General features: G+C 71.0%; 24 protein-coding genes. 10 read left to right on the top strand and 14 right to left on the bottom strand.

Annotated features, from left to right (window positions below):
• Window position 1: 1 nt before the first annotated feature.
• Window positions 2-472, bottom strand: coding sequence for a DUF7518 family protein (locus tag C470_RS06200; protein ID WP_004595185.1), 471 nt, complete (start codon window positions 470-472; stop codon window positions 2-4).
• A gap of 159 nt (window positions 473-631) precedes the next feature.
• On the opposite strand from C470_RS06200, the gene C470_RS06205 reads away from it, so the two are divergent.
• The 4 genes from C470_RS06205 to C470_RS06220 all read left to right on the top strand — a co-directional run bounded on the left by C470_RS06205 (window position 632) and on the right by C470_RS06220 (window position 4,086).
• Complete coding sequence (locus C470_RS06205) at window positions 632-1,237, top strand: double zinc ribbon domain-containing protein (RefSeq protein WP_008365989.1); 606 nt, start codon at window positions 632-634, stop codon at window positions 1,235-1,237.
• A gap of 216 nt (window positions 1,238-1,453) precedes the next feature.
• Window positions 1,454-1,633, top strand: a complete 180-nt coding sequence (locus C470_RS06210; protein WP_004595187.1) for a ribbon-helix-helix domain-containing protein — start codon at window positions 1,454-1,456, stop codon at window positions 1,631-1,633.
• 4 nt (window positions 1,634-1,637) lie between these two features.
• A complete protein-coding gene (gene ftsZ, locus C470_RS06215; protein WP_004595188.1) occupies window positions 1,638-2,873 on the top strand; it encodes a cell division protein FtsZ in 1,236 nt (411 codons plus the stop codon).
• 193 nt (window positions 2,874-3,066) lie between these two features.
• Window positions 3,067-4,086, top strand: coding sequence for a zinc-dependent alcohol dehydrogenase (locus C470_RS06220; RefSeq protein ID WP_008365991.1), 1,020 nt, complete (start codon window positions 3,067-3,069; stop codon window positions 4,084-4,086).
• Window positions 4,087-4,186: 100 nt separating this feature from the next.
• Here the strand turns inward: C470_RS06220 and C470_RS06225 are convergent, their stop codons facing one another.
• The 3 genes from C470_RS06225 to C470_RS06235 form a co-directional block, all read right to left on the bottom strand.
• Entirely contained in the window at window positions 4,187-4,957 is a 771-nt protein-coding gene (locus tag C470_RS06225; protein ID WP_008365992.1) for a CDP-alcohol phosphatidyltransferase family protein, read from the bottom strand.
• A gap of 74 nt (window positions 4,958-5,031) precedes the next feature.
• The gene (locus C470_RS06230; protein WP_004595191.1) at window positions 5,032-5,418 is read right to left on the bottom strand and encodes a DUF7475 family protein; all 387 of its coding nucleotides are present in this window, start codon (window positions 5,416-5,418) and stop codon (window positions 5,032-5,034) included.
• A 71-nt stretch (window positions 5,419-5,489) separates the two neighbouring features.
• The gene (locus C470_RS06235; RefSeq protein ID WP_008365995.1) at window positions 5,490-7,469 is read right to left on the bottom strand and encodes an aldo/keto reductase; all 1,980 of its coding nucleotides are present in this window, start codon (window positions 7,467-7,469) and stop codon (window positions 5,490-5,492) included.
• Window positions 7,470-7,596: 127 nt separating this feature from the next.
• On the opposite strand from C470_RS06235, the gene C470_RS06240 reads away from it, so the two are divergent.
• The 4 genes from C470_RS06240 to C470_RS06255 all read left to right on the top strand — a co-directional run bounded on the left by C470_RS06240 (window position 7,597) and on the right by C470_RS06255 (window position 11,162).
• Window positions 7,597-8,472: a hypothetical protein gene (locus C470_RS06240; RefSeq protein ID WP_008365997.1), complete on the top strand. Its 876-nt coding sequence runs from the start codon at window positions 7,597-7,599 to the stop codon at window positions 8,470-8,472.
• A 103-nt stretch (window positions 8,473-8,575) separates the two neighbouring features.
• On the top strand, window positions 8,576-8,953 hold the full coding sequence (locus tag C470_RS06245) for a 6-pyruvoyl trahydropterin synthase family protein (RefSeq protein WP_007994708.1): 378 nt from the start codon (window positions 8,576-8,578) through the stop codon (window positions 8,951-8,953).
• Entirely contained in the window at window positions 8,950-10,059 is a 1,110-nt protein-coding gene (locus C470_RS06250) for a glycosyltransferase family 4 protein (protein WP_008365999.1), read from the top strand. The genes C470_RS06245 and C470_RS06250 overlap by 4 nt, the downstream gene beginning before the upstream one ends.
• Complete coding sequence (locus tag C470_RS06255) at window positions 10,056-11,162, top strand: hypothetical protein (protein ID WP_008366000.1); 1,107 nt, start codon at window positions 10,056-10,058, stop codon at window positions 11,160-11,162. The genes C470_RS06250 and C470_RS06255 overlap by 4 nt, the downstream gene beginning before the upstream one ends.
• A gap of 12 nt (window positions 11,163-11,174) precedes the next feature.
• Here the strand turns inward: C470_RS06255 and ncsA are convergent, their stop codons facing one another.
• The gene (ncsA, locus tag C470_RS06260) at window positions 11,175-12,176 is read right to left on the bottom strand and encodes a tRNA 2-thiolation protein NcsA (RefSeq protein WP_008366002.1); all 1,002 of its coding nucleotides are present in this window, start codon (window positions 12,174-12,176) and stop codon (window positions 11,175-11,177) included.
• A 609-nt stretch (window positions 12,177-12,785) separates the two neighbouring features.
• Here ncsA and C470_RS06265 point away from each other — a divergent pair.
• Window positions 12,786-13,304 (top strand): DUF4442 domain-containing protein, encoded by a 519-nt coding sequence (locus C470_RS06265; RefSeq protein WP_008366004.1) that lies wholly within the window; start codon window positions 12,786-12,788, stop codon window positions 13,302-13,304.
• Window positions 13,305-13,334: 30 nt separating this feature from the next.
• On the opposite strand, the gene C470_RS06270 is transcribed toward C470_RS06265, so the two are convergent.
• The 4 genes from C470_RS06270 to C470_RS06285 all read right to left on the bottom strand — a co-directional run bounded on the left by C470_RS06270 (window position 13,335) and on the right by C470_RS06285 (window position 16,898).
• Complete coding sequence (locus tag C470_RS06270) at window positions 13,335-14,099, bottom strand: response regulator (RefSeq protein ID WP_008366005.1); 765 nt, start codon at window positions 14,097-14,099, stop codon at window positions 13,335-13,337.
• A gap of 105 nt (window positions 14,100-14,204) precedes the next feature.
• Window positions 14,205-15,155 carry an alpha/beta fold hydrolase gene (locus tag C470_RS06275; protein ID WP_008366007.1) on the bottom strand — a complete coding sequence of 317 codons (951 nt, stop codon included), beginning with the start codon at window positions 15,153-15,155 and terminating at the stop codon, window positions 14,205-14,207.
• A gap of 84 nt (window positions 15,156-15,239) precedes the next feature.
• Window positions 15,240-16,478, bottom strand: a complete 1,239-nt coding sequence (meaB, locus tag C470_RS06280; protein ID WP_008366008.1) for a methylmalonyl Co-A mutase-associated GTPase MeaB — start codon at window positions 16,476-16,478, stop codon at window positions 15,240-15,242.
• Window positions 16,479-16,898 carry a cobalamin B12-binding domain-containing protein gene (locus tag C470_RS06285; RefSeq protein WP_004595202.1) on the bottom strand — a complete coding sequence of 140 codons (420 nt, stop codon included), beginning with the start codon at window positions 16,896-16,898 and terminating at the stop codon, window positions 16,479-16,481.
• Between the two features lie 133 nt (window positions 16,899-17,031).
• Here C470_RS06285 and C470_RS06290 point away from each other — a divergent pair, with 133 nt between their 5' ends.
• On the top strand, window positions 17,032-17,952 hold the full coding sequence (locus C470_RS06290; RefSeq protein ID WP_008366010.1) for a VOC family protein: 921 nt from the start codon (window positions 17,032-17,034) through the stop codon (window positions 17,950-17,952).
• A 339-nt stretch (window positions 17,953-18,291) separates the two neighbouring features.
• Here C470_RS06290 and C470_RS06295 read toward each other — a convergent pair whose 3' ends face one another.
• From C470_RS06295 to pstC, 5 genes are all read right to left on the bottom strand, one after another.
• Entirely contained in the window at window positions 18,292-19,344 is a 1,053-nt protein-coding gene (locus C470_RS06295) for a sodium:calcium antiporter (protein ID WP_007344916.1), read from the bottom strand.
• Window positions 19,345-19,429: 85 nt separating this feature from the next.
• Window positions 19,430-20,131 carry a phosphate signaling complex protein PhoU gene (phoU, locus tag C470_RS06300; RefSeq protein ID WP_007344917.1) on the bottom strand — a complete coding sequence of 234 codons (702 nt, stop codon included), beginning with the start codon at window positions 20,129-20,131 and terminating at the stop codon, window positions 19,430-19,432.
• A complete protein-coding gene (pstB, locus tag C470_RS06305; protein ID WP_004597992.1) occupies window positions 20,132-20,965 on the bottom strand; it encodes a phosphate ABC transporter ATP-binding protein PstB in 834 nt (277 codons plus the stop codon).
• Window position 20,966: 1 nt separating this feature from the next.
• Complete coding sequence (gene pstA, locus C470_RS06310) at window positions 20,967-22,733, bottom strand: phosphate ABC transporter permease PstA (protein WP_008366013.1); 1,767 nt, start codon at window positions 22,731-22,733, stop codon at window positions 20,967-20,969.
• Entirely contained in the window at window positions 22,733-23,707 is a 975-nt protein-coding gene (pstC, locus tag C470_RS06315) for a phosphate ABC transporter permease subunit PstC (RefSeq protein WP_004597994.1), read from the bottom strand. The genes pstA and pstC overlap by 1 nt, the downstream gene beginning before the upstream one ends.
• Window positions 23,708-23,712 lie beyond the last annotated feature (5 nt).

Below are 23,712 nucleotides of genomic sequence, written 5' to 3' on the forward strand. Positions count from 1 at the left end.
CTTACGCGACGATGATGTCGTCGCCCTCGCTCGACTCGCCGTCGTCGTCCTCGGCGGCCTCCTCGGCCCCCCCGTCGGCGTCGGGCGTCGTCGCCGACTGCTCGGGGACGATGACGTCGTCTCGTTCGCCCGCGTCGTCGGTCGCCGCCTCCTCGTCGGCGCTGTCGGACGACTCCTCGACCGACTCGAAGACGTCGACGTGGTCGTCGGAGTGCGTCGTCCGCTCGCCGCCGGCCGCGGCCTGCGCCGCGTCGTCGGCCGCGGACCCGTCGCTCGCGGACTCGTCGGCCGCGGCGTCCCCCGCGTCGGAATCGGCCGTCGCGCCGGCGGCCGCCTCCTCGACCGCGACCGACCGCTCGTCCTCCAGCTGTCGGACGCGCTCTTTCATCTCGACGAGCTCTTCGGTGAGCCCGTTGACCGCCGCCTGTAGCTCCGCGACCTGCCGTTCGAGGTCCTCGACGCGGTTACTCATATACACACGCATGCTCGCGCGACGCGTATAAATCTGCGTCAGACACATGTGTGACCAAACCGCACGATTCGGGCGTCGTCCGCTCGAACGTTTCGGCGCCGTGAAACGTGTCAGACAGCAGGAGAAGATACTTATACCGACCGGAGACACTCCTTCGGTATGAGCAAGATCACCTTCCGGGCGGACGACGACCTCGTCGACCGGCTGGAAGCGTGTGACGCCTCCAAAAGCGAGGTGATGCGGGAGGCGCTCCGGACGCACCTCGACGGGGAGGCGGACGCGTCCGACGCGTCCGACGCGACGTCCGGCAGCGTCGACGACGCTCTCGCGGACCGCGTCGACGACCTGATCGCGGAGCGGCTCGACGCCGCGCTCGACGAGCGGCTCGGTCCGCCGGGCGGCGCCGCGGGGCGGGCGTATACGCCCGAGAACGCCGGCGATATCAACGTAAACGTCACGCTCGACGCCCCGAACGCCGGATCCGACGAGCGGGACGACGAGGTGCGTGTGACGCGTGAGACGGCCGGCGAGACGGAGCCGAGCGCGCGTAAGACGGAGGGGAGTCCGGGCGCGCAAACGCGCGAAAACGCCTGCGGCGGATGCGGCGAAATCGTCCCGTCTGACCACGTATACTGCCCGAACTGCGGTGAGAAGCAGTCGCACAGGGCCTTCTGTGAGTGCGGCGACGAGCTCCGAACCGACTGGGCGTTCTGCCCCGGCTGCGGGCGCCGGACCCCGGCGGCGGACGTTTTGAAAGACCAATAACCTGCGTTAACACCCTGTATACGCCAATTTTCGGGCGTTTTCACGTTCTGTCTTACACCCTCCGGTAGTTTTATAATGGTTCGCTCGATGACTTCAATTGCGTAAGACGGTCGTCTTACAGCGGCCGGCCGGTGCGGGGTATCGCCCCGCAGTCGGGCGGTTTCGCGCTGTAAGACACACGCGTCGCGTGTTCGCCGTCTTACCGGGGGAATACCAATGGAGCGTGTGACACTACGAATCCCGAAACAGCAGATCGACGAGGTCGAACAGATGGTGGAGACGGGCGAGTTCCCGAACCGGAGCGAGGCGATCCGGTCGGCCGTCCGCGACATGTTGAACGAACAGGACGGCGAGCGCGACGAGCGCGGCCGCAACCGCAACTGGGCGAAGGTGTAAACTGATGCAAGATCTCGTTCAGGACGCCCTCGACAACGCGGAGGCGGAGAAGCGCGACATGGACGACGTCGACATGGGCGACGACGAGTTCGGGGACCCCCGGATCGTCATCGTCGGTGCCGGCGGCGCCGGGAACAACACGGTCAACCGGCTCTACAACATCGGCGTCGACGGCGCCGACACCGTCGCCATCAACACGGACAAACAGCACCTCAAGATGATCGAGGCCGACACCAAGATCCTCGTGGGCAAGTCGCTCACGCAGGGGCTCGGCGCCGGCGGCGACCCCAAGATGGGCGAGCGCGCCACCGAGATGGCCCAGGGCACGATCAAGGAGGTGCTCGGCGACGCCGACCTCGTCTTCGTCACCGCCGGTATGGGCGGCGGCACGGGCACCGGCGCGGCGCCGGTCGTCTCGAAGATCGCCAAAGAGCAGGGCGCCATCGTCGTCGGGATGGTCTCGACGCCGTTCAACGTCGAGCGCGCCCGCACGGTGAAGGCCGAGGAGGGCCTCGAAGACCTCCGCAACGAGGCCGACTCGATCATCGTCCTCGACAACAACCGGCTGCTCGACTACGTCCCGAACCTGCCGATCGGGAAGGCGTTCTCCGTGATGGACCAGATCATCGCGGAGACGGTGAAGGGGATCTCGGAGACGATCACCCAGCCGAGCCTGATCAACCTCGACTACGCGGACATGTCGACGATCATGAACCAGGGCGGCGTCGCGGTCATGCTCGTCGGCGAGACGCAGGACAAGAACAAGACCCAAGAGGTGGTCAACGACGCGATGAACCACCCGCTGCTCGACGTCGACTACCGCGGCGCCTCGGGCGGGCTCGTCCACATCACGGGCGGCCCGGACCTCACGCTGAAGGAGGCCGAGGGGATCGCGAACAACATCACCGAGCGGCTTGAGGCGAGCGCCAACGTGATCTGGGGCGCCCGCATCCAGGAGGAGTACAAGGGGAAGGTGCGCGTCATGGCGATCATGACGGGCGTCCAGAGCGCGCAGGTGCTCGGTCCCTCCACCCAGAAGCAGGCCGACAAGTCCCGCGCGGCGGTCGACGCCGACGACCTCGGCGACTCGCGCTCGCGAGCGGCCGACGCGAACGAGGGCCCGGGCGCCGCGGGCGAGCGAGGCGAGCCCGCGGTCTCCGGCGGCACCGACCGCGGCTGGGAGTCCGACGGCGGGAGCGACCCGATCGAGAAGAACAACGGGCTCGACGTCATCCGCTGAGCGTCTCGCGACGGAGGCCGCTGCGGTTCGTTTTCGATTCCGTTTTCCGTCGATACTGTTCGAACCCGCGCACGGCGCGAGGACTTAACATCACACGGTCCGTGTGGGGTTACGTGTCACGTCACCAGCCGAGCCGGGGGACGCGGCGTCGCTCCGTCGCCGTCCGCGGTCGAGCCAGATTCGCGACGACACGATGACCGACGCGGCGCTCTACTTCACGGGTCCGGAGACCGTCGAGGTTCGGGAGGCGTCGGTCGGCCCGCCGGACGCAGACGAACTGCTCGTCGACACCCGGGCGTCGGCGATAAGCGCCGGGACGGAGCTGCTCGTGTACCGCGACCAGACGCCCGACGGTCTCCCGGCCGACGAGACGCTCGACGCGCTCGACGGCGACCTCTCGTACCCGCTCCAGTACGGGTACGCCGCGAGCGGGGTCGTCAGCGAGGTCGGCGCGGACGTCGACCCGGACTGGGTCGGTCGGTCCGTGTTCTCGTTCGTCCCCCACCAGACGAACTTCCGAACCACCCCCGACTCGGTGGTCGCGCTCCCGCCGGGGACGGCGCCGGCCGTCGGATCGCTCCTCCCCTCGGTCGAGACCGCGACGAACATCGTCCTCGACGCCGCCCCTCGGCTCGGAGAGCGGGTCGTGGTGTTCGGCGCCGGCGTGATCGGGCTCTGCGTCACCCGGCTGCTGGCCGCGTTCCCGCTGGAGTCGCTCGTCGTGGTCGACCCGGTCGAGCGTCGTCGGGCCCTCGCGGCGGCGTTCGGCGCCGACCGGACGACGACGCCGGCGGCTCTCGACGGCGGCGCCGGCGGCGGCGGTTCGGACGCCGCCCTCGACGACGCCGACCTCGCGGTCGAGCTCTCCGGCCAGCCGAGCGCGCTCGACGACGCGCTCGGCGTCGTCGGCTACGACGCGCGGATCGTCGTCGGGTCGTGGTACGGCACCAAACGCGAGCCGATCGGGCTCGGCGGGCGGTTCCACCGGGACCGCATCGACATCGTCTCCAGTCAGGTGTCGACGATCAGCCCCGAACTCCGGGGGCGCTGGGACCGCGACCGACGCATGGACGCGGCGCTCGAACGGCTCGACCGGATCCCCGCCGACGAGCTGATCACCCACCGGATCCCCTTCGAGCGCGCGGCGGAGGCGTACGAGCTGCTCGACTCGGCGACCGACGAGACGGTTCAGGTAATCCTCGAGTATTCGTGAACGGCCGCCGCGGTCAGCGGCGGTCGGAGAGGNCCGCTCAGAGATGTGTATAAGAGACAGGTTCAGGTAATCCTCGAGTATTCGTGAACGGCCGCCGCGGTCAGCGGCGGTCGGAGAGGTGCCCGCTGACGTAGAGGTAGTCGCGCGTAAACACCGCCAGCGACGGGAGGAGGACGACGGGCGCGACGGTCCACACGAGTTCCGTCGGGACCGGCGGGACGAGCGCGAGCGTCACGAAGACCATCTGGACGCCCGCGAGGTACTTCCCGAGGTCGCTGTCGGGGAGGTCGCCGACGGGGAGCCCGCGGACGCGGCGCAGCCACACGGCGCCGCGGAACACGTAGCGCGCGGCGGAGATCGAGAGGTACCAGACCGGCAGCAGCCCCCACAGCACCGCCACCAGCGGCGCGGCGACGAATCCGAAGGTGTCGAACGCCATGTCGAGCCGGCGGCCGATCTCGGTCTCCCGGCCCACCGTCCGGGCGAGGATCCCGTCGAGCCTGTCGAGGGCGACGCCCGTCCCGTAACACAGCGCCGGCGCCCACGCGAGCGACGTCCCCGACGGGACGACCGCGAACCCGGCGACGACGGCGTACAGCGCCCCTCGGGCGATCGTGATCGCGTTCGCCAGCCCGAACAGCCGCCGCCAGAACCGCCCGGCCAGCCGCTCCGGGTCGAGCCGGAAGCCGACGTACCAGAGCTGTCCGGCCCAGCAGCCGCCCGCGACGACGGCGGGGGAGAGCCCCCACCTTCCCGCCGCATCCGCCGGGAACAGCCGAAAGAGGAGCGCGGCGAGCGCGACCGCGGCGACGAGCGGGAGCCCGACGCCGATCCCGACGCGGAGGGAGCGCCGCCGGCGCGCGCCGGCCATCTACCCGTCACCTCCGGCGGCGGTGCCCGCGACCGCGGGCTCGCGTCGCGGTCTGCGCTTCCGGGCCGACACGGCTACCGGCGCAGTAGGAGGACCAGGACGGCTATCAACACGACCTGTGCGACCTTGTCGACGGCGCCGAGCGTCCCGACGTCGGCCGGGAACGACTTCCCCCCGCCCGCGAAGTTGAAGACGTACCACAAGACGATCTGGACGAGCGTGAAGGGGATCCCGACGGCGTACACCGCCCGGCGGCGGTAGTCGAGCAACACCAGCACGACCGCTCCGAGGAAGCCGAACCCGGCGAGAAGGAAGCTGATCCGAAGCGGCAGCGGGAGCCCCCCGACGCCGAGGCGGATGTGGACGGCGGCGGTGATCAGCGCAGCGGCGATGCCTACCCAGTGGAGGCCGCTCAGCGACCCGACATCTATCGCCGGCCCTCGTGATTCGGTCGTTGCCATACCTCACGCACGGACTTCACTCACATAGAAATACCGCCCGAACCGCGGGTGGCCGCTCTGCGCCGACCGTCTCACCGCTCGAGGTCGGGGTCGCGAAGGGCGTCGACGCGCGCGATCTCGTCGGCGGTCAGCCGCTCGCTCCCGGCCGCCAGGTTCGAGACGACGTGCGACTCGGCGGTGCTCGACGGGATCGGGACGACCCCCCGCGAGACGTTCCACGCGATCACGACCTCGGCCGGCGAGAGCCCCCGCTCCGTCCCGATCGCGTTCAGGACGGGCTCGTCGAGGAGGCCGGGCGCCGACAGCGGCGAGTGCGCGACCACTCGGATCCCGCGCTCGTGACAGAAGTCGACCAGATCGTTCCGGGGCCGGTAGGGGTGTCGCTCCACCTGCACGAGCGCCGGGTCGACCGCCCCCGCCTCCAGCACCGTCTCCAACTGCGCCCGCGAGACGTTACAGATCCCGAGCGTCCGCGCCCACCCCCTGTCGTGAACGGCCTCCAAGTTCTCCCACGCGGTCGCGAGGGACACGTCGTCGGCCGCGAGCTCGCCGTCGGCGTCCGCGGGGAAGGTGAGCGCCTCCTGCCGCTCGACCGGCTTCTCGGCGAGGCGACGGAGCTCGCCCCGGTGTTCGAGCGCCGAGGGCCAGTGGAGCGCGTAGCAGTCGAACGCGTCGATCCCGAGCTCCTCTCGGCTGCCCGCACAGGCGTCGAGCAGGTGCTCGCGGCGGTGGTTCGTGCGCCACGCCTTCCCGAGGAGGAACACGCGCTCGCGGTCGGGCGCGCCCGGCGCGGCGAGCAGCTCCCCGATCCGGTGTTCGTTGCCGTACAGCTCGGCGGAGTCGAAGAGGCGGTAGCCGGCGTCGAGCGCGGTCTCGATCGAGTCGGCGCGCTCGACGTACTCCCCGTCGCGGTAGCGGGAGCAGCCGAAGCCGACGGCGGGGAGCCGGAGCGCGGCGGCGCCCGCATCGGTCTCGCCTCCAATCTGCTTCTCCGGCCGCACCGCCGGCGCCGGCGGCGGGTCGGCGGTCGCGCCGCAGTCGTCGACAGCGACCGGGCCGTCGCCCTCGGCGGCCGCCTCGATCGCGTTGCAGACGGCGACGACGTGGGCGCCCCGTCGTCCCCCCGCCCGCGAGGGCGACCCGGCCTCGACCGACGCGGCGAGGCGCTCGACCGCCTCGACGTACTCGTAGGGCTCCTCGGGCGCGTCCGGGGGCGCGCTCACGTACTCCCGGCCGACGCGGCCGAACCGGACGGCGTCGCGGTCGTCGCCCATCGCGCCGGTCCCCTTCAGGTACAGCGAGCCGTCGTCGCCGTGGAGTTCCAGTCCGTAGAACTCCCGGCTCCGGTGGGGCGCGTAGAAGCTGGCGGTGAGTCTGACGGTCGGCCCCGCCGCGAACGCCAGCGTCGCCTCGACGTGGCTCGGCGTCGACGGCCGCCGGTCCTCCCGCGCGGGCCAGACGTCGAGGGTGTCGGCGACACGGACGCGCTCGACCGGCCCGAACCACGACACCAGCAGCGCGAGCGGGTACACCGCCCCGTCGTACAGCGGCCCGATCTCGAGGAAGGAGTCGGGCCGGTCGTGCCAGTCGCTCACGCGACCGACGTGGGCGTGGGCGTACCCCAGCCCAACCGGCCCGAGTCGGCCGTCGGCGAGGAGTCGGCCCGCGCGGCGCTGCGAGGGCGCTCGCGGCGTCCCGGGCGCGCAGCCGAGGGCGAGCCCGCGGTCGCGGGCGAGCGCCACCAGCGACCGCGCCTCGTCGGCAGCGAGCGCCAGCGGCTTCTGCGAGTAGACGTGGCGGTCGGCTTCGAGCGCAGTCCGCGTCACCGCCGCGTGGGCGGCGTGGCTCGTCAGGTTCACCACGAGCGGCGCGTCGACGCGCTCCATCGCGGTCTCCAGGTCGGCGAACGACGGGCAGCCGCGGGCGTCGGCGAGCGACGCGGCGCGGTCGGCGTCGAGGTCGACGACGCCGGCCAGCGACAGCGAACTCTCCGACAGGCCGGCGGCGTACTCCGGCGCGATCGCTCCGGCCCCCACGAACAGGCAGTTCACGGTCGTACCGGGGCGGCGAGACGTATAGGTGTCCCGACGGCGTCGGGTCGTCGGGGGCGACAGAGGCGATCCCGCCGGAGCGGTTTAGTCGCCTCGCGCCGAACTCGCGGTCGTGACGGAGCCGGGCATGGGCCGCCTCGGGACCGCCTACCTGCGCGGCCTGCAGGCGATCGGTCGGCGGCTCGACTACGGGACGAACGCCTTCGACCGCGAGTGGGACGTCCTCGTCGTCCTCGACGCCTGTCGGGCCGACCTGCTGCGCTCGGTCGCGCCCGACTTCGGGTTCCTCGGTGCGGTCGAGACGGTCCGGTCGGTCGGGAGCTCCTCCTCGGAGTGGCTGGAGAACACCTTCCTCGGTCGCCCCGAGACGGCGCGGACCGCGATGGTGACCGGGAACACGTGGACCGACCGCTACCTCGACGCCGACGCGTTCGCCGCGCTCGACGAGGTGTGGAAGTACGCGTGGGACGGGGAGGCGGGAACCGTGCCGGCAGCGGCCGTGACCGACCGGGCGATCTCGCTCGCCCGCGAGCGCGACCCCGACCGGCTCGTCGTCCACTACATGCAGCCGCACCACCCGTTCGTCCCGGACCCGCTCGACGGCGACGACGGGCTGGCGCGGACCGGGAGCCACAGCAACGCGGGGAACCCGTGGGTGCTGCTCCGGCGCGGCGAGGTCTCGGTGGAGCGCGTCTGGACGGCGTACGAGGCGAACCTCCGACACGTCCTCGGCGAGGTCGAGTCCCTCGCGGCGAACGTCGACGGGCGGATCGCGGTCACCGCCGACCACGGCAATCTCTTCGGCGAGTGGGGGCTGTACGGCCACCCGATGCACACGCCAGTCCCCGCGCTGCTCAAGGTGCCGTGGGCGACGGTCGACGGCGCGGACGAGGGCGCGCGCGAGCCGACCCTGACGCCGCCCGAGCCGCTACCGGTGTCGCGGGTCCACGGCGGCGAGGGCGAGACGGACCGGGACCGGCTGCGCGCGCTCGGTTATTTATAAATGGCCGTTGTCGGCGCTCGCGTCCGATTACAGATACCGTGACGCGTCGAACGTCCTTCCGCCGCCCTCCGGATTTAGGTTGCTCGCGTCCCTGGTTCGGTTCATGTACGCGACGACGGTGCTGACGGACTTCGTGGCCCAGCACTACCTCACGGTCGTCGACGAGGGGCCGGAGAGCGTCCCGCACTCCCACCACTTCGAGGTGGAGCTGACCTTCCGCGGCCCCGAGCTGAACGAGCACGACTACCTCGTCGACATCGACGACGCCGAGGCGGCGCTCGGCGACCTCGCGGACCGCTACCGCGACGAGCTTCTCAACGATCTGCCCGAGTTCGAGGGGTACAACCCCAGCGTCGAGCGCTTCGCTCGCGTCGTCTTCGAGCGCGTGAGCGACGCGGTGACCGACGACGCGGTGAGCGAGCTGGCCGTGACGGTCTGGGAGGACGACGCGGCCGCCGCGACGTACGACGCGCCGGTATGAAGGTTGGGCTCGCGCTGTACGGCAGTCTCGACGAGCGGTCGGGCGGGTTCCGCTACGACCGGAAGCTCGTCGAGGGGCTCCGCGCGGCCGGCGACGCCGTCGAGGTCGTCGAGCTCCCGTGGCGGGCGTACCCGCGCGGGCTGCTGGACAACGCGCTCCCGGGGGTCCGCGACCGCCTCCGCGTCGACGTCGACGTGATGCTCCAAGACGAGCTCGCGCACCCCTCGCTTTTCCTCGCCAACCGGGACCTGCCGTACCCGGTCGTGAGCGTCGTCCACCACCTGCGCGCGAGCGAGCCGCGCCGGCTCTCGCCGCTGTACCGCGCCGTCGAGCGCCGGTACCTCGCGACCGTCGACGGCGTCGTCTGCAACAGCGCTGCGACCCGCGACGCCGTCGCCGCACTCGGCGTCGGTCCCGAAGCGACCGTCGTCGCGCCGCCCGCCGGCGACCGGTTCGACCCCGCGATCGACGGCGACGCGATCGCGGCGCGGGCCGCGTCGCTCGGCGGGCCCGACCCCGAGCCGCTCCGCGTCGCGTTCGTCGGCAACGTCGAGCCGCGGAAGGGGCTCGACACGCTCGTCGAGGGGGTCGCCCGCGCCGACGCCGCCGTCGACCTCACGGTCGTCGGCCGGGCGGTCGACGAGTCTCACGTCACCGACGTGCGGCGACTGGTCCGGGAGCGGGGGCTCGGCGACCGCGTGCGCTTCGCCGGCCGGCTGTCGGACGCCGAGCTGGCCGACGCGCTCCGCGCGAGCCACGTCCTCGCCGTCCCCTCCCGGTACGAGGGGTTCGGGATCGTCTACCTGGAGGGGATGAGCTTCGGCCTGCCGGCGATCGCCTCGCGGGCGGGCGGCGCGAGCGAGACGGTCGCCGACGGCGAGACGGGCGTCCTCGTCGACCCGGACGACCCGGCCGCCGTCGCCCGGGCGCTCGACGGGTTCGCGACCGACCCCGACCGGCTCGCCGAGATGGGTCGCGCCGCGAGGCGGCGGTACGAGCGCCACCCGAGCTGGGAGGAGACGACGGCCCGCGTCCGCGGGCTCCTCGCCGACGTCGCCGACGCGTCCGACGCCGTCGACGCGGCCGAGGCGGAGGTGACGACGTGACGGGGACCGACGACGCCGCGGGCGGCGACGGCGGTTCCGCGGACGGCGACGCCCTCGCCGCCGACGCCGAGGCCTTCCGGCGCTACCTCCGGGCGAAGCGGAGCGTCGACGACCGGGCGCTCGACCGGCGGCTCCTCGGGATCCTCCGAGAGCGGCTCGCGGACCGCGCGGCGCGCGACGGCCGCCTGCGCGTCTTCGAGGTCGGGACCGGCGTCGGGACGATGGTCGCTCGGCTGATCGACTGGGAGGTGCTCCCGCCCGGCGAGACCCGGTACGTCGCGGTCGACCGCGACCCGGACGCGCTCGCCGGGCTGGGTCCCTTCCTCCGAGAGTGGGCGGACGACCGGGAGGCGCCCGCCTCCGTGACTGAGGCGGCAGGCGAGAGCGAGGCGGCAGGTGGGAGTGAGGCGGCAGGCGAGAGCGAGGCGGCAGGTGGGAGTGAGGCGGCGGGCGGGAGCGAGAGGGCGGGCGGGAGCGAGGCGGACGCGCTCGTCGTCGAGACCGACGCGCGCACGGTCAGGGTCGAGCCGGTCGCGGCCGACGGGGTCGCGTACGCCGCGGAGCACGCCGGCGAGTCCGACGCGCTGATCGGGATGGCGCTACTGGACGTACTCGGGCTCGACCGGCTCGACCAACTGCTCGACGCGCTGGCGCCCGGCGGGACCTACTACTTCCCGATCACCTTCGACGGCGGGACCCGGTTCCGCCCGGCACATCCCGACGACCGGGCGATCGAGCGGCTCTACCACCGGCACATGGACGAGAAGCCGGGCGGGAACAGCCGCGCCGGCGGCGCCGCGCTCGCGCGCCTTCGCGAGGCGGACGGCTCGACGCTCCTCGGGGTCGCCGGCTCCGACTGGATCGCGCGTCCCGCCGACGGGGAGGCCGGCTATCCGGGCGACGAGGCGTTCTTCCTCCGACACATCCTCGACACCGTCGAGGCCGCGGTCGGCGAGGTGATCGCCGGTGGGGGTGAGACGAGCGCTCTCTCCGCCGCCGACCTCGACGCGTGGCTCGAAATTCGCCGGCGGCAGGTCGATTCCGGGGAGCTCGTCTACCTCACCCACCAGCTCGACCTCATCGGTCGCGTCGACGACGCGTGAGCGACGCCCCGGTTACGTCGCCGCCTCGATCGAGTCGAGCAGGCGGCACTTCCGACAGACGTCCCGGCTCGTCTTCGAGCCGCAGCGCTCGCACTCGCGGAGGGCGGAGCCCTCGCCGTCGTCTTCGTCGCCGGCGTCGTCTCCGTCGCCCCCGCGGTAGGCGTCGGCCGCGAGCGCGGACAGCTCCTCGTAGCCGGCCATGATCGAGTGGCGCGCGCCGGGGTGGTTTTCTTCGAGTTCGTGGATCGTCGACTGGATCTCGCCGCGGTACGCCTCCTCGGCGTGGGGGCACTCGGCCATGTGGGTCGGGAGGTCGCGGACGTGACAGTACAGGGCGATCTCCTTTTCGGGCACGTCGCGGAGCGGCTTGGCGCGCGGGACGAACGCGTCGGTGGCCTCGCGCTCGTCGAACGGGCCGAGCGAGGCGTCGAAGTGTTTCGCGACCTGCCGGACGTCGCCCTCCAGGAAGTTCATCATCGCGGTCTGCGCCTCGTCGTCGAGGTTGTGACCGGTAAGCAGCTTGTCGGCGTCGAACTCGGCGGCGTAGTTCTCCAAGAGGTCGCGGCGGAACACGCCGCAGTACGCGCAGGCGGCCATGTCCTCCGGGTCATCCTCGACGACGTCGTCCATCCGCACGTCGAACTCCTCCTCGTAGGAGACGAGCTCGTGGCGCAGGGAGAGCTCGTCGGCCAGCTCGACGCAGGCGTCGACGCTGGCGTCGCGGTACCCCTCGATCCCCTCGTGGATCGTTAAGGCGAGCATCTCCACGCGGGGGTCCTTCCCGAACACGTCGTCGAGGATCCGCGTCAGGGCGACGCTGTCTTTCCCGCCGGAGAGTCCGATCACCCAGCGGTCGGGGTCGTCGGGCGTCGCGTCGGGGTCGAGGAGGCCGTCCTCGCGGACCCGACGCTTCACGCGCTTCTCGACCGACCGCCGGAGGTGCTCGCCGCAGAGGTGCGCCCCGGAGTAGGCGGCGTGGTGGATCGCGTCGCTCCCGCACTTGTCGCACTCCATCGGTGTCGGGTTGCGCTCGCGCGGGGATACGGGTTTCGGGCCGCCTACGTGAGGGGAGTGTCGGAGGTGAGTGGAAGCGACGGCGATTCGAACGCTCCCGAAGCGACGGCGATTTATAAATAAACGGTTGCTGGCGGATCGACGGCGAACGCGGTCGAAGAACCAGCCGCTTACTTATAAGTTATTGCTGGCAGGTCGGCAGACAACACCTCCGAAGCCTCAGCCGCTCGCCTATAAATTATTGCTGGCAGATCGGCAGACAACACCTCCAAAGCCCCAGCCGCGAGGACTCGCGCGGCTCGCTGCGGTCCTCAGTCGCTCGCTTCGCTCGCTCTTTGTGGTCCTTACATCGCCGTGCTTCGTCCTCGCGGCCGCCCCTTTGAGTCCCGCCCCGCTCCGCGACCGCAGCCTCACGCCTCCCCAGCCTCGTCGGTGGTCCTCCGCTTCGCTCCGGACCACCGACTCCCTCGCGCGGTGCTGCTCGGCCGCTCCGCGGCCTCGCAGGCACGCGCCACGAGGTTAATATAAACGAGCGTTCGAGAGCGACAACCCCCGGTCGGTTGTCGCCGGTTCCGACACCGGTTTGACGGCGGGGCGTCCTGAATCTGCGTGAGCGATTCCCCGACCGGGGTCGACCGCGACCCCGACCCGCGACCCCTGCGCGAGGACCCGCCGGCGGAGAGCCGCCGGACGCGGCTCTGGCGACTCGGGTTCAACCTCCTCCCCGCGTACCGGGGCACGGGCGCGCGCGTCGACCACATCGCGGCCGACTGGCGCTACATTCGAATTCGACTGCCGCTGAACTGGCGCACCCGCAACGCGGTCGGGACGATCTTCGGCGGCAGCATCTACGCCGCGATCGACCCGGTGTACATGATGATGCTGCGGCGGGTCCTCGGCGACGCGTTCACGGTATGGGACAAGTCGGCCGCGCTGGAGTTCATCGAACCCGGCCGCGACACGCTGTACGCCGAGTTCGAGGTGCCGACCGCCGAGACCGAGGCGATCCGCGAGACGCTCGGGCCGGGGGAATCGACCGACCGCGAGTACCTCGTCTCGCTGGTCGACGACGAGGGAGAAGTCCACGCGGCCTGCGAGAAGACGCTGTACGTGCGCCGCGACGAGTGAGGCGGGCGGGGTCCTGCGGTTCGCGCCCGTTCAGTCGTCGGCGACTTCTCGGACGGCGTCGAGCGGCGACACCGAGATGACCAGCCGGTCGTCCGCCGTCGCGCTCACCATCTTCGACTCGGCGAACCGGCTGCCGTCCGCCCGGAGCCCCGTGCTCGCCCCCGTCCACCGCTCGCCGTCGGTCACGGCCGGGATGATGTTCGTCTCGATGTGTTCGACCTCGGTCTCGGGATGGAGCCGCTGCCACGGCTCTCCCTCCAGCTCCTCGGGGGCGTAGCCGTACAACGCGCCGTACTCCTCGCCGACGAACTCGAAGGTCCCGTCGGGCGCCACGGTACAGACCCCGTCGAGCGCCACGTCCGCCTCGGTCAGGTCGTCGGCGTCCCGAGCCCCGAAGCGCCCGTTCTCGCCGGCTGCGGTCCGCTTGACGCGCCGCAACAGCGCCGTGTAGCCGTCCGCGCCGCCGCGCTTCGAGACGTAATCGCTGACGCCCGCGCGGACCATCTCGGCCGCGATGTCGGCCGGGCCGGTCGCGGAAAACAGGAGGAACGGGAGGTCCGGGTCGACCTCGCGGGCGGCCGAGAGCAGTTCCACGCCGGTCAGGCGGGGCATGTCGTAGTCGCTGACGACGCAGTCGAACGACTCGCGCTCGATCCGGCGGAGCGCGTCGCCGGGGTGGGTCTCGACCGCGGCCTCGCAGTCGAGGTCGGCGTCGCGTTCGAGGTGGGTCGCGACGAGCCGCGCGAGTCCGGGCTCGTCGTCGACGCACAGCACGCGAAACGTCTCGTTCGTCATACGCGCCTTCGGCGGACGGCGTACTTATTGGTGTTCGCCCGATGCTCAGCGCTGAGAACCGGGGTCGGCGGCGACCGAAGAGCGTCGGCCGACCGGCCAGCCGAGCTACGCCGCCGCGGCCGCGACGAGCGCCTCCTCGACCGTCTCGACGAAGCGTTCGGGGTGTTCGACGTGCGGGAGCAGCCGCGCGCGGTCGAAGACGACGAGGCGCGCGTCCGCGGCGTCCGCCAGCTCGCGGCCGTCGGTGAGCGGGCTCACCGTCGCCTCGCGGCCCCAGACGATCGTCGGGGGCACGTCGAGGTCACCGAGCGCGGCGGCGAGGTCGATCTCGCTGTTGAGCGTCCCCGAGATGAACGAGGCGGGCGCGAAGCGCGCGTTCTCGACGTGGGTCGTGCGCCACTCGTAGTCGGTCCACTCCGCGCTCGGGTTCGCGGGGTCGTCGTAGCCGTGGTCGGCGTTGAAGTAGCGGATCGCCGGCTTCGACGTGATGCCGTTGAACAGCGCCTGCCCGACGAGCGGCGCGCGGAACAGCTCTCGCAGCCACCCCTTCGCCGGACTCGGCCCGGCGGTCGCCGTCGGACAGACGGCGACGAACCCGCTCAGTTCGACGCCGCCCTCCGCGCCGTCGTCGACCGCCGCGACCGCGTACGCCGCCGACAACGAGGAGGCGACGACGGCCGGCTCGTCGAACTCCGCGAGGAAGTCGTGGACGAAGTCCTCGTACAGCGCCGCCGAGTACCGGAGCGGCGGGCGGTCCGAGCGGCCGTAGCCCGGGAAGTCGGGCGCGACGACGTGATAGTCGGCGGCCAGGTCGTCGAACACCGCGCGCCACTCCCCGGAGGAGCCGGCGGCGTTGATCCCGTGCAGCAGGAGGAGGTCGGGGTCGTCCGGGTCGCCCGCCTCGGTGTAGGCGACGTCCATCCCGCGCCAGCGGAAGGTGCGGTCGTCGCCGTCGAGCGGGGACTCCAACTCGCCCTCGTACCGGAGGCCGGTGTTGATCGCGGCGAGCGCGCCGGTGCCGAGGACGGCACCGCCGAGGAGGTTTCTGAGCTTCATGGAAACCTGTTGGTTCGCTGGCGACTTATACCCGTGGGACGCGGTCGCGGCCGCGGTCCGCGCGACCGCGAACAGGCCCGGGCGTCAGTCGTCGCGCTCGTCGTCGTCGGCGCGCTCCTCGTCGACGCAGTCGGCTATCGGGCCGACGATCGCCTCCGCGACCGCGTACGGGTCCGTCTCGCGGTCGCGGACCCGCTCCGCGAGGCGATCGATCCCGCCGTGCCGCTCGATCTCGGCGGTCGCGAGCGCCCCTACGTCGGCCCGCACGAGCGTGCGGATCTCCGCGGCGTACCGGCGCCGCTCGGTCGTCTCGATCTCGCCGGACTCCCGGAGGTACGCCGCGTGCGCGTCGAACGCCTCGATCAGCGCCTCGACCCCCTCGCCGCTGTTCGCGACGGTCTCTAACACGTCCGGCGTCCACGAGTCGTCGGAGTCGCCGGCGCGCGCGTCGGATTCGCCGTGTCCGGAACCGCCCGCGTGATCGCTGGCGTGGTGGCCGTCGCCGTGGTTGCCGCCATCGTGGTGGCCGCCGTCGTGGTGGCCGTCGCCGTGCCCCGCCGCGGAGCCGCCCGCGCCGGTCGAGGCCATCGAGGCCGCGCCGTGGTGGCCGGCGCCGCGGCCGGTGGTCCCGCCCTCGCGGCGGTGGACCATCTCCTCCAGTTCGGCGACCGTCCGCTGTGCGCCGTCCATGTCCGCCTTGTTGACGACGAACACGTCGCCGATCTCGAGGATGCCGGCCTTCAGCGTCTGGACGTCGTCGCCGGAGCCGGGCTGGACCAACACCGCGACCGTGTCGGCGGTGCGGACCACGTCGACCTCGTTCTGTCCGGCGCCGACGGTCTCTAAGACCACGACGTCCTTCCCGAAGGCGTCGAGCGCCTTCACCGCGTCCGCGGTCGCCGTCGAGAGGCCGCCGAGCTGGCCGCGCGCGCTCATCGACCGAAAGAACACGTCCATGTCGCCGACGTTCGACCCCATCCGGATCCGGTCGCCGAGGACGGCCCCGCCGGTGTACGGCGAGGAGGGGTCGACCGCGATCACGCCCACGGTGTCGCCGCGGTCGCGGTAGGCGGCGGCGAGCTTGTCGACCAGCGTCGACTTCCCGGCGCCCGGCGAGCCCGTGATCCCGATCACGTCCGCGCCGCCGGTGTGCTCGTGGAGCGCGGAGACGATCGCGCGGTACCCCGGCGTGCGGTTCTCGATCTTGGTGATGACGCGGGCGAGCGCGCGGTGGCTCCCCGAGAGGAGGTCCTCGACGAGCGCGGCGTCGTCGTCGGAGAGCGTCGGCGCGTCCGCGAACGCGGGTGCGTCCGACCCGGCCATCTACGCGCGCTCCGGGACGTTGTTCCGGATGAACTCGATCGTCTCCTCCATCGGCGTCCCGGGGCCGAACACCTCGGCGACGCCCAGCTCCTTCAGCTCGTCCTCGTCCTCGTCCGGGATGATTCCCCCGACGAGCACGAGGGTGTCGTCGAACGCGTCGTACTCCTTCAGCCCCTCGATCACCTTCGGGACGAGCGTGTTGTGCGCGCCCGAGAGGATCGAGATCCCGAGCACGTCGACGTCCTCCTGCACCGCCGCCTGGACGATGTCCTCCGGCGCCCGGTGGAGCCCGGAGTAGACGACCTCGAAGCCGGCGTCGCGGAACGCCCGCGCGATCACGTGTGCGCCCCGGTCGTGGCCGTCGAGCCCGACCTTCGCGACCAGACACCGGACGGCCCGCTCCTGCTGTTCGGCGCTCATACACCCTTCTGTGTCGCGTGCGGGTTTGATTCTAACGGAAGATGGGGAAGGTTCGGGCGGCCGGCCGGGGCGGTCGCTCGGTTCGGCTTCCGCGACCGACGCGTTGAACGCGCGAGCGACCGTAGTCCGCCCGATGACCGACAGCGACGACGATTCCGCGGCCGGCGCTCCGGGAACCCCCGAAAGCTCGCTCCCGGCCGAGACGCGTATCGGCCGCGCCGCGCTCCGGGTCGCAGACCTCGACGAGACGACCGCCTTCTACCGGGACGTGGTCGGCCTCGCCGTCCTCGACCGCGACGCCGAGCGCGCGACGCTCGGGGTCGAGGGGACGCCCCTGCTCGTGTTGGAGCGCGACGCCGACCGACCCGCCCGGGGCCGGACCGACGCCGGGCTCTTTCACGCCGCGTTCCGGGTCCCCTCGCGGGCCGCGCTCGGCGAGGCGCTGGGGCGCGTCCGGGAGCGGTGGCGGCTCGACGGTGCCTCCGACCACCTCGTCAGCGAGGCGCTGTACCTCGACGACCCCGAGGGGAACGGCGTGGAGATATACCGCGACCGCCCCCGCGAGGAGTGGCCCGTCGACGGCGACGGAACGGCGCGGATGGCGACCGACCCGCTCGACATCGAGGGCGTCGCCGCGGCGGCGGCCGGAGACGGGACGGGCACCGCTCCCCTCGTCGACCGCGCCCCCGCCGGCACCGACGTGGGCCACATACACCTCGAAGTCACCTCGCTGTCGGCGTTCGAGGCGGTGTACGTCGACGGGCTCGGCTTCGAGGTCGGGATGAGCGGCCCGGACGTGCGGTTCGTCGCGGCGGGCGGCTACCACCACCACCTCGGCGCGAACACGTGGCGGGGGCGGACGACCCCCGCCGCGGGGCGAGGGCTCGCGTGGTTCGAGGTTGTCGTTCCCGACGCGGCGGCGCTGGAGGCGGTCCGGGACCGACTCGACGCGGTCGTGGCCAACGGCGACGTCGAGTTCGACGTGAACGAGCGGGACGAGGGGATCGCCGTCACGGACACCGACGGGATCGAGGTTCGGATCCGAGCAGAGTAACAGGCCCGAATGGTGACAAGCTCAACTACTTATAAACCATGAGACGGTGGCGCGTGCCGACGAGTGCCCGGTAGGGCGCGAGTCGCACGCGCGAGGGAGTCGCTGGCGGCACCAGCCGCCAGCGACGAGGGTGGGGAGGCGTGAGGCTGCGGTGCTGTGCGGTGTGGGGTGGGCCTCACGGCTGGGGCTTTGAGCGATTCGCCGTCGTTCCTCGGGAGATTACTTATAAGCAAGAGCTTGAGATTTCAAAGGAGACGACTGTTGTTCCGAGTTCAACTATTCATAAATGCGCGTTCGACCCACTGTCAGCCATTTAAAACCAATCGACCCACCGCCCGCTCAGCCGACGATCGTCCGGAGCGTCGACTCGGTCAGGAACGTGGTGATCCCGAACGCTTCGGCCGTCATCCAGCCGAGGAAGGCGACGTACATCGCGAGGAAGACGTACCCCTCCTCGGTGGTGATCTCGAAGTCCGTCGCGGCCATCACCACCACGACGAGGGTCGTGTAAAACAGGAACAACAGGAGCGGCACGGAGGTGAGGAAGCCGATCGAGACGCCGCCGGCGAGGATGACGCCGATCGGCAGCGCCGCGACGAGGTTGAACGTGTTCGTTCCGAAGACGTTCGCGATCGCCGCCCGCTTGTCGCCGGCCTTGCCCATCTTCACGCCGACGAGCAGGTCGGGGAAGGAGCTCAGCGCCGACAACACCGTCACGGAGATGAGGAACGACGGCGCGTCGAGCGCGTCTGCGATCTGCACCGTCATGGTGACCATCGACTCGACGCCGACGAGCACGACGACCAGCCCGGCCGCGAACAGTCCGGCCTGTTTGGGGACGTTCGTCGATTCAGCCCGTTTGAGGTCCGACGCGCCGCTTTTCCCGCCGGCGAGGAGAATGACGTACACGCCGTACAACACCACTAGGCCGACGCCCATCTGCGGGGTGATCCGCGCGATCTCCCGCCCGTCGGTCCCGAGGACGCCGAGCGCGATCACGCCGAAGAGGGCGAGGACGGCGACCATATAGAAGATGGCGTCGCGGTAGACGATCCCCTGCGTCGTCGTCGTGTCGCCGCTCGTGATGGAGACGGCCGCCGGGATGACGAGGATGTTGAACACCGCCGTCCCGATGAGCGCCCCCGCGCCGACGCCGAAGTCGCCGAGCACGAGCACCGAGATGAGGATAATCGCGAGCTCGGGGAACGACGTCGCGGCCGCGACGATGAGTCCGCCCTGAATCGCCTGCGAGACCCCGAAGTGGTCGCTGATCTTCGAGGTCGTCGACTCGATGACGTTCGCCCCCTTCCAGGTCAGCAGGAACCCGATCGCGCCCAAGACGATCCAGACGGCGAGCGACTGGTCTCCGACGAGCTCCTGCAGTACGGTCACGTGTGGTCACTGGGTCCGGAGTTGATTATGGGTTCCGGAGGCGCCGAGACGGAAGCCGGTCCGCCCGCGGCGGGCCGAACCGCGCTCAGTAGATCAGTTCGTCGTCGTTTTCGACCATGTACAGCGTCCGCGCCGCGATGTTGACCGCGTGGTCGGCGACCCGTTCGAGGTCGCGCACCGCGAGCAGCGCCTGCGACACCTCGTCGAGGGAGGCTTCGAGCGCCTCGCCGTCCGTCGGCGCCGGGCCGTCGCGCGCCGCGTTGCGGGCGCGGTCGGCCTCCAGCAGCTCGCGGACGACCGCCTCGCTCGCCTCCCGACAGCGCTCGTCGAACGCGTCGTCGCTGGCGGCGATCTCGCGGCAGGCGTCCGGGTCGCGCGCCGCGTAGGCGGCGACCGCGTCCGCGACCATCTCGCGGGCGCGCTCTCCGAGGTCGCGCACGTCGACGGCGTCGTGGACGCCGCCCTCGGGACCGCCGTACGCCGCGACGTTCGTCGCGAGGTCCGCGACGCGTTCGAGGTCGGTGATGATCTTGAACGAGGCGGTGACGAGCCGGAGGTCGCCGGCCACCGGCTGCTGGAGCGCCAACAGCTCCGTGCACTCGTCTTCGAGGGCGAGGTACGTCTCGTTGACCTCGTGGTCGGTCTCGATCACCGACTGTGCGAGCTCGTCGTCGCCGGTCACCGCGGCCTCGATCCCGTCGTCGAGGCGGTCGCAGACGGTCTCGCCCATCGCGACCACGTCCTCGCGGAGCTCGTCGAGCCGCTCCTGGTAGCTCTCGCGGGGCATCTATCCGAACTTCCCCGTGATGTAGTCCTCGACGCGCTGCTCTTCGGGGTCCTCGAAGATCTTCGCGGTGTCGTCGTACTCGACCAGCTCGCCGCCCGTGAGGAAGACGGCGGTGCGGTCGGAGATGCGGGCCGCCTGCTGCATGTTGTGCGTGACGATGATGACGGTGTACTCCTCCGCGAGGTCGTCGATGAGGTCCTCGATCTTCGAGGCCGCGACGGGGTCGAGCGCCGAGGTCGGCTCGTCCATCAGGATGACCTCCGGGTCGGGCGCGATGGCGCGGGCGATACAGAGCCGCTGCTGTTGCCCGCCGGAGAGTTCGAGCCCCGAGGAGTCGAGCTGGTCTTTCACCTCGTCCCACAGCGCCGCCCCCTTCAGCGACTCCTCGACGCGCTGGTCGACGTCGCCGTCGAAGTCCTGGATCTTCAGGCCGTAGGCGACGTTGTCGCGGATCGACTTCGGGAAGGGGTTCGGCTTCTGGAACACCATCCCGATCTTGCGGCGCAAGGCGACGGGGTCGACGTCGGGGTCGTACACGTTCTTGCCGCCGAACTCCACGTCACCCTCGACGCGGCAGATCTCGATCATGTCGTTCATCCGATTGATGCACCGGAGGAACGTCGACTTCCCGCAGCCGGAGGGGCCGATGAGCGCGGTCACGCGCTTCTCGGGAATCTCCATCGTCACGTCGTCGATCGCCTGCTCGTCGCCGTAGAAGACGTCGAGGTCGCGGGCCGCCACCGCGGTCCCGGCGGCGGGCGCCTCGCGGCCGTCGTTCGAGTCCGTCTGTACCTCCGTCGTGATGAGCGAGTCGTCTGTTGTGCTGTTACTCATGTTAGCTCCCCCGTTCCGCGCGGTTCCGCAGCAGAATGGCCGTGCCGTTCATGCCGACGAGAATGATCAGCAGCGTGATAACGCCTGCGGCGACGACGCCGTACCGGAAGTCGGCCTGCGGGAAGCCGGCCCACGTGTAGATCTGCATCGGCATGGCGCTGAACCGGCTGAACAGGCTGTCCGGCGCCCTGAACACGGTCGTCGCCGCGCCGATCATGATCAGCGGCGCCGTCTCGCCGATGGCCCGTCCGAGCGCGAGGATCGTCCCGGTGAGGATCCCCGGCATCGCCTCGGGCAGCACGACGTTCTTCGTCGTCTGCCAGCGCGTCGCGCCCATGGCGTCGGAGCCGCGCCGGAGGTCGTCCGGGACCGATCGGATCGCCTCCTGGGCGGAGATGATCGTGATCGGGAGGATGAGCAGCGACAGCGTCAGCGCCGCGGTCACCGCCGTGCCGATCCCGAGCCCGAGGAGGTTCGCGAACAGCCCCAGGCCGAGGAGCCCGTAGACGACCGACGGGACCGCCGCGAGGTTCGCGATGTTGACCTGGAGGATCCGGGTCAGCGTCCCGAGCGGACCGGTGCCTGGCGTGTACTCCTCCAAGAAGACGGAGGTCCCGACGCCGAGCGCGAACGATAACACGGCGACCATCGCGATGATGATGACGGAGCCGACGATGGCGGGGTAGAGACCGGCCTCCGACGGCGTCCGAGAGGGCGCCTCGGAGAGGAACGACGCGTCGAGCCAGGGGTTCGGCGCCGGGACGCCCAACGCCTCGACGATCAGCGCCCCGGCGATCGCGCCCGCGGCGAGGAGCAGCGGGAGCCCGAGCCCGGCGAGCCCCTCGCCGCCGTCAACGACGCGGGAGACGTACACGGCCGTCGGCACGCCGGTCAGGGCGATCGCGAGGAGCACGGTCGGAGCCGGCAGCCCGGCGCCCGCGGCCAGGAAGCCCCCCGCGGTCGCCGCGGCGAGCGGGACGCCGCCGACGGCGGCCGCGGCGAGGCGACCCCTGCGGTCGGCGACGAGGAGCGCCCCGGCGGCCGCGACGGGGACCGCGATCGTCCAGAGGTAGATGATGAGGTCCGACGGGTACGTCGCGATCACGTCGCGGAGGAACACCGCGGCGGTCAGGCCGACGAGGCCCACCGGCGTCGCCGCGGTCCGCGCCCGCGGCGACTCGCGAACCCGCCCGAATGCGTACAGCCCGACGGCCGGGAGGACGCCGAGCGTGTACGCGAGGAACCAGACGAGAGAGTCGAACACCAAGAACAGCGTCCCGACCGCGAGACCGAGCGCGGCGCCGCCGACGAGCCGGCCGAGAAGTCCGAAGCCGACCGCGCCGACGCGGCCTCCGCTCCCGACGTACGCGAGGTACGCCGTGACGGGGGCGGCGACCACGAAGAGGTACGCGAGCTGCCAGTTGAGCCGCGGGATCGGGACGAGAAGGGCCTCAATCGCGGAAAACAGCACGGCGACCGCGACGAGTCCGCCGCCGAGCGCGACGAGTGCTCGCCGAGTGACGTCGCGGTCGTTCGCGCTGTACAGGCAGAAGACGATGAACGGGACGACGAGCGTGAGGAAGTACGTCAGCAGCCACTCGGGGCTGGCGTTCGCCAGGTCGAAGGCGTCGATGGCGACGTAGACGAGCAGCACGCCGAGCGCGACGAGGCCGAACACGCTCGCGCCGAACGAGAGGTACTCGAAGGCGATTCCTCTGACGCGGCTGACCTCGCCGAACCCGTCCGCGTTCGGATTTTCGGTCGCCATCAGTACTCCTCCCGGTAGCGTTGTGCGATGATATCACTGATCACGTTCATAACGAGCGTTACCGCGAACAGCGCGAGGCCGAGCGCGAACATCGAGTTGTACGGGAGCGTGCCGCCGGTGAGGTCGCCGCCGGTGATCTGGACCATCGCGACGGTGATCGTCATCCCGGACTGGAGGAGGACGTCTGCGGGGTTGACGAACGGGATCCCGAACAGCGCCTGTTGGACCTCGGGCATCCGCGCCTGCGCGCCCATCGCGACGACGACGATCATCGTCTCGCCGATGGCGCGGGAGACGGCGAGGATGTACGAGGAGGCGATCCCGGAGATCGACGCCGGGACGACGATGCCCGTCGACACCTCGAACTTGGTCGCGCCGAGGCCGTAGCCGGCCTGGCGGAGCTCGTCGGGGACCGCGCTCATCGCGTCCTCGGAGATCGACGACACCATCGGGATCGTCATGATCCCGACCATTATCGACGCCGCGAGCGCGTTGAACGTGCTCATCTCCGGGAACAGCGTCGCCTTCAGCGCCGGCGTGACGTACACCAGCGCGAAGTACCCGTACACGACCGTCGGGATCCCCGCCAGAATCTCCAGGAGCGGTTTCAGGATCGACCGGGCGTTCGGGGTCGCGTACTCGCTGAGGTAGATGGCGGTGAGCGTCCCGATCGGGATCGAGATGAACGCCGCCGTGATCGTCACGGTGAGGGTGCCGATCAGCAGCGGGATGATGCCGAACGCCTGCCCGCCGCCGGCCGGGTTCGGGCTCCAGTTGGTGCCGGTGAGGAACTCGACTATCGAAATCGACCGGAAAAACACCACCGCGTCCGACAGGAGCGTGACGAAGATCGCGGCCGTCGTGAGCAGGGTGATCGCCGCACACGCCGCGAAAAGCCCGCCATAGGTGCCCTCCTTCAGTCGTGTGAGCCCGCCCCGCCGGGTCAGGTCGGGACTCTCTGTGCTGTCAGTCACGAACG

The sequence above is a fragment of the Halorubrum distributum JCM 13561 genome, from assembly GCF_000337395.1.
Taxonomy (GTDB): domain Archaea; phylum Halobacteriota; class Halobacteria; order Halobacteriales; family Haloferacaceae; genus Halorubrum; species Halorubrum distributum.

Coding starts and splice junctions, on each gene's coding strand:
- pstB (WP_004597992.1), bottom strand. CDS start 20,965: ATGAGTAACAGCACAACAGACGACTCGCTCATCACGACGGAGGTACAG.
- ncsA (WP_008366002.1), bottom strand. CDS start 12,176: ATGGAGTGCGACAAGTGCGGGAGCGACGCGATCCACCACGCCGCCTAC.
- phoU (WP_007344917.1), bottom strand. CDS start 20,131: ATGCCCCGCGAGAGCTACCAGGAGCGGCTCGACGAGCTCCGCGAGGAC.
- C470_RS06245 (WP_007994708.1), top strand. CDS start 8,576: ATGTACGCGACGACGGTGCTGACGGACTTCGTGGCCCAGCACTACCTC.
- pstA (WP_008366013.1), bottom strand. CDS start 22,733: ATGGCGACCGAAAATCCGAACGCGGACGGGTTCGGCGAGGTCAGCCGC.
- C470_RS06250 (WP_008365999.1), top strand. CDS start 8,950: ATGAAGGTTGGGCTCGCGCTGTACGGCAGTCTCGACGAGCGGTCGGGC.
- ftsZ (WP_004595188.1), top strand. CDS start 1,638: ATGCAAGATCTCGTTCAGGACGCCCTCGACAACGCGGAGGCGGAGAAG.
- C470_RS06205 (WP_008365989.1), top strand. CDS start 632: ATGAGCAAGATCACCTTCCGGGCGGACGACGACCTCGTCGACCGGCTG.
- C470_RS06225 (WP_008365992.1), bottom strand. CDS start 4,957: ATGGCCGGCGCGCGCCGGCGGCGCTCCCTCCGCGTCGGGATCGGCGTC.
- C470_RS06200 (WP_004595185.1), bottom strand. CDS start 472: ATGAGTAACCGCGTCGAGGACCTCGAACGGCAGGTCGCGGAGCTACAG.
- C470_RS06220 (WP_008365991.1), top strand. CDS start 3,067: ATGACCGACGCGGCGCTCTACTTCACGGGTCCGGAGACCGTCGAGGTT.
- meaB (WP_008366008.1), bottom strand. CDS start 16,478: ATGGCCGGGTCGGACGCACCCGCGTTCGCGGACGCGCCGACGCTCTCC.
- C470_RS06270 (WP_008366005.1), bottom strand. CDS start 14,099: ATGACGAACGAGACGTTTCGCGTGCTGTGCGTCGACGACGAGCCCGGA.
- C470_RS06210 (WP_004595187.1), top strand. CDS start 1,454: ATGGAGCGTGTGACACTACGAATCCCGAAACAGCAGATCGACGAGGTC.
- C470_RS06285 (WP_004595202.1), bottom strand. CDS start 16,898: ATGAGCGCCGAACAGCAGGAGCGGGCCGTCCGGTGTCTGGTCGCGAAG.
- C470_RS06290 (WP_008366010.1), top strand. CDS start 17,032: ATGACCGACAGCGACGACGATTCCGCGGCCGGCGCTCCGGGAACCCCC.
- C470_RS06275 (WP_008366007.1), bottom strand. CDS start 15,155: ATGAAGCTCAGAAACCTCCTCGGCGGTGCCGTCCTCGGCACCGGCGCG.
- C470_RS06240 (WP_008365997.1), top strand. CDS start 7,597: ATGGGCCGCCTCGGGACCGCCTACCTGCGCGGCCTGCAGGCGATCGGT.
- C470_RS06230 (WP_004595191.1), bottom strand. CDS start 5,418: ATGGCAACGACCGAATCACGAGGGCCGGCGATAGATGTCGGGTCGCTG.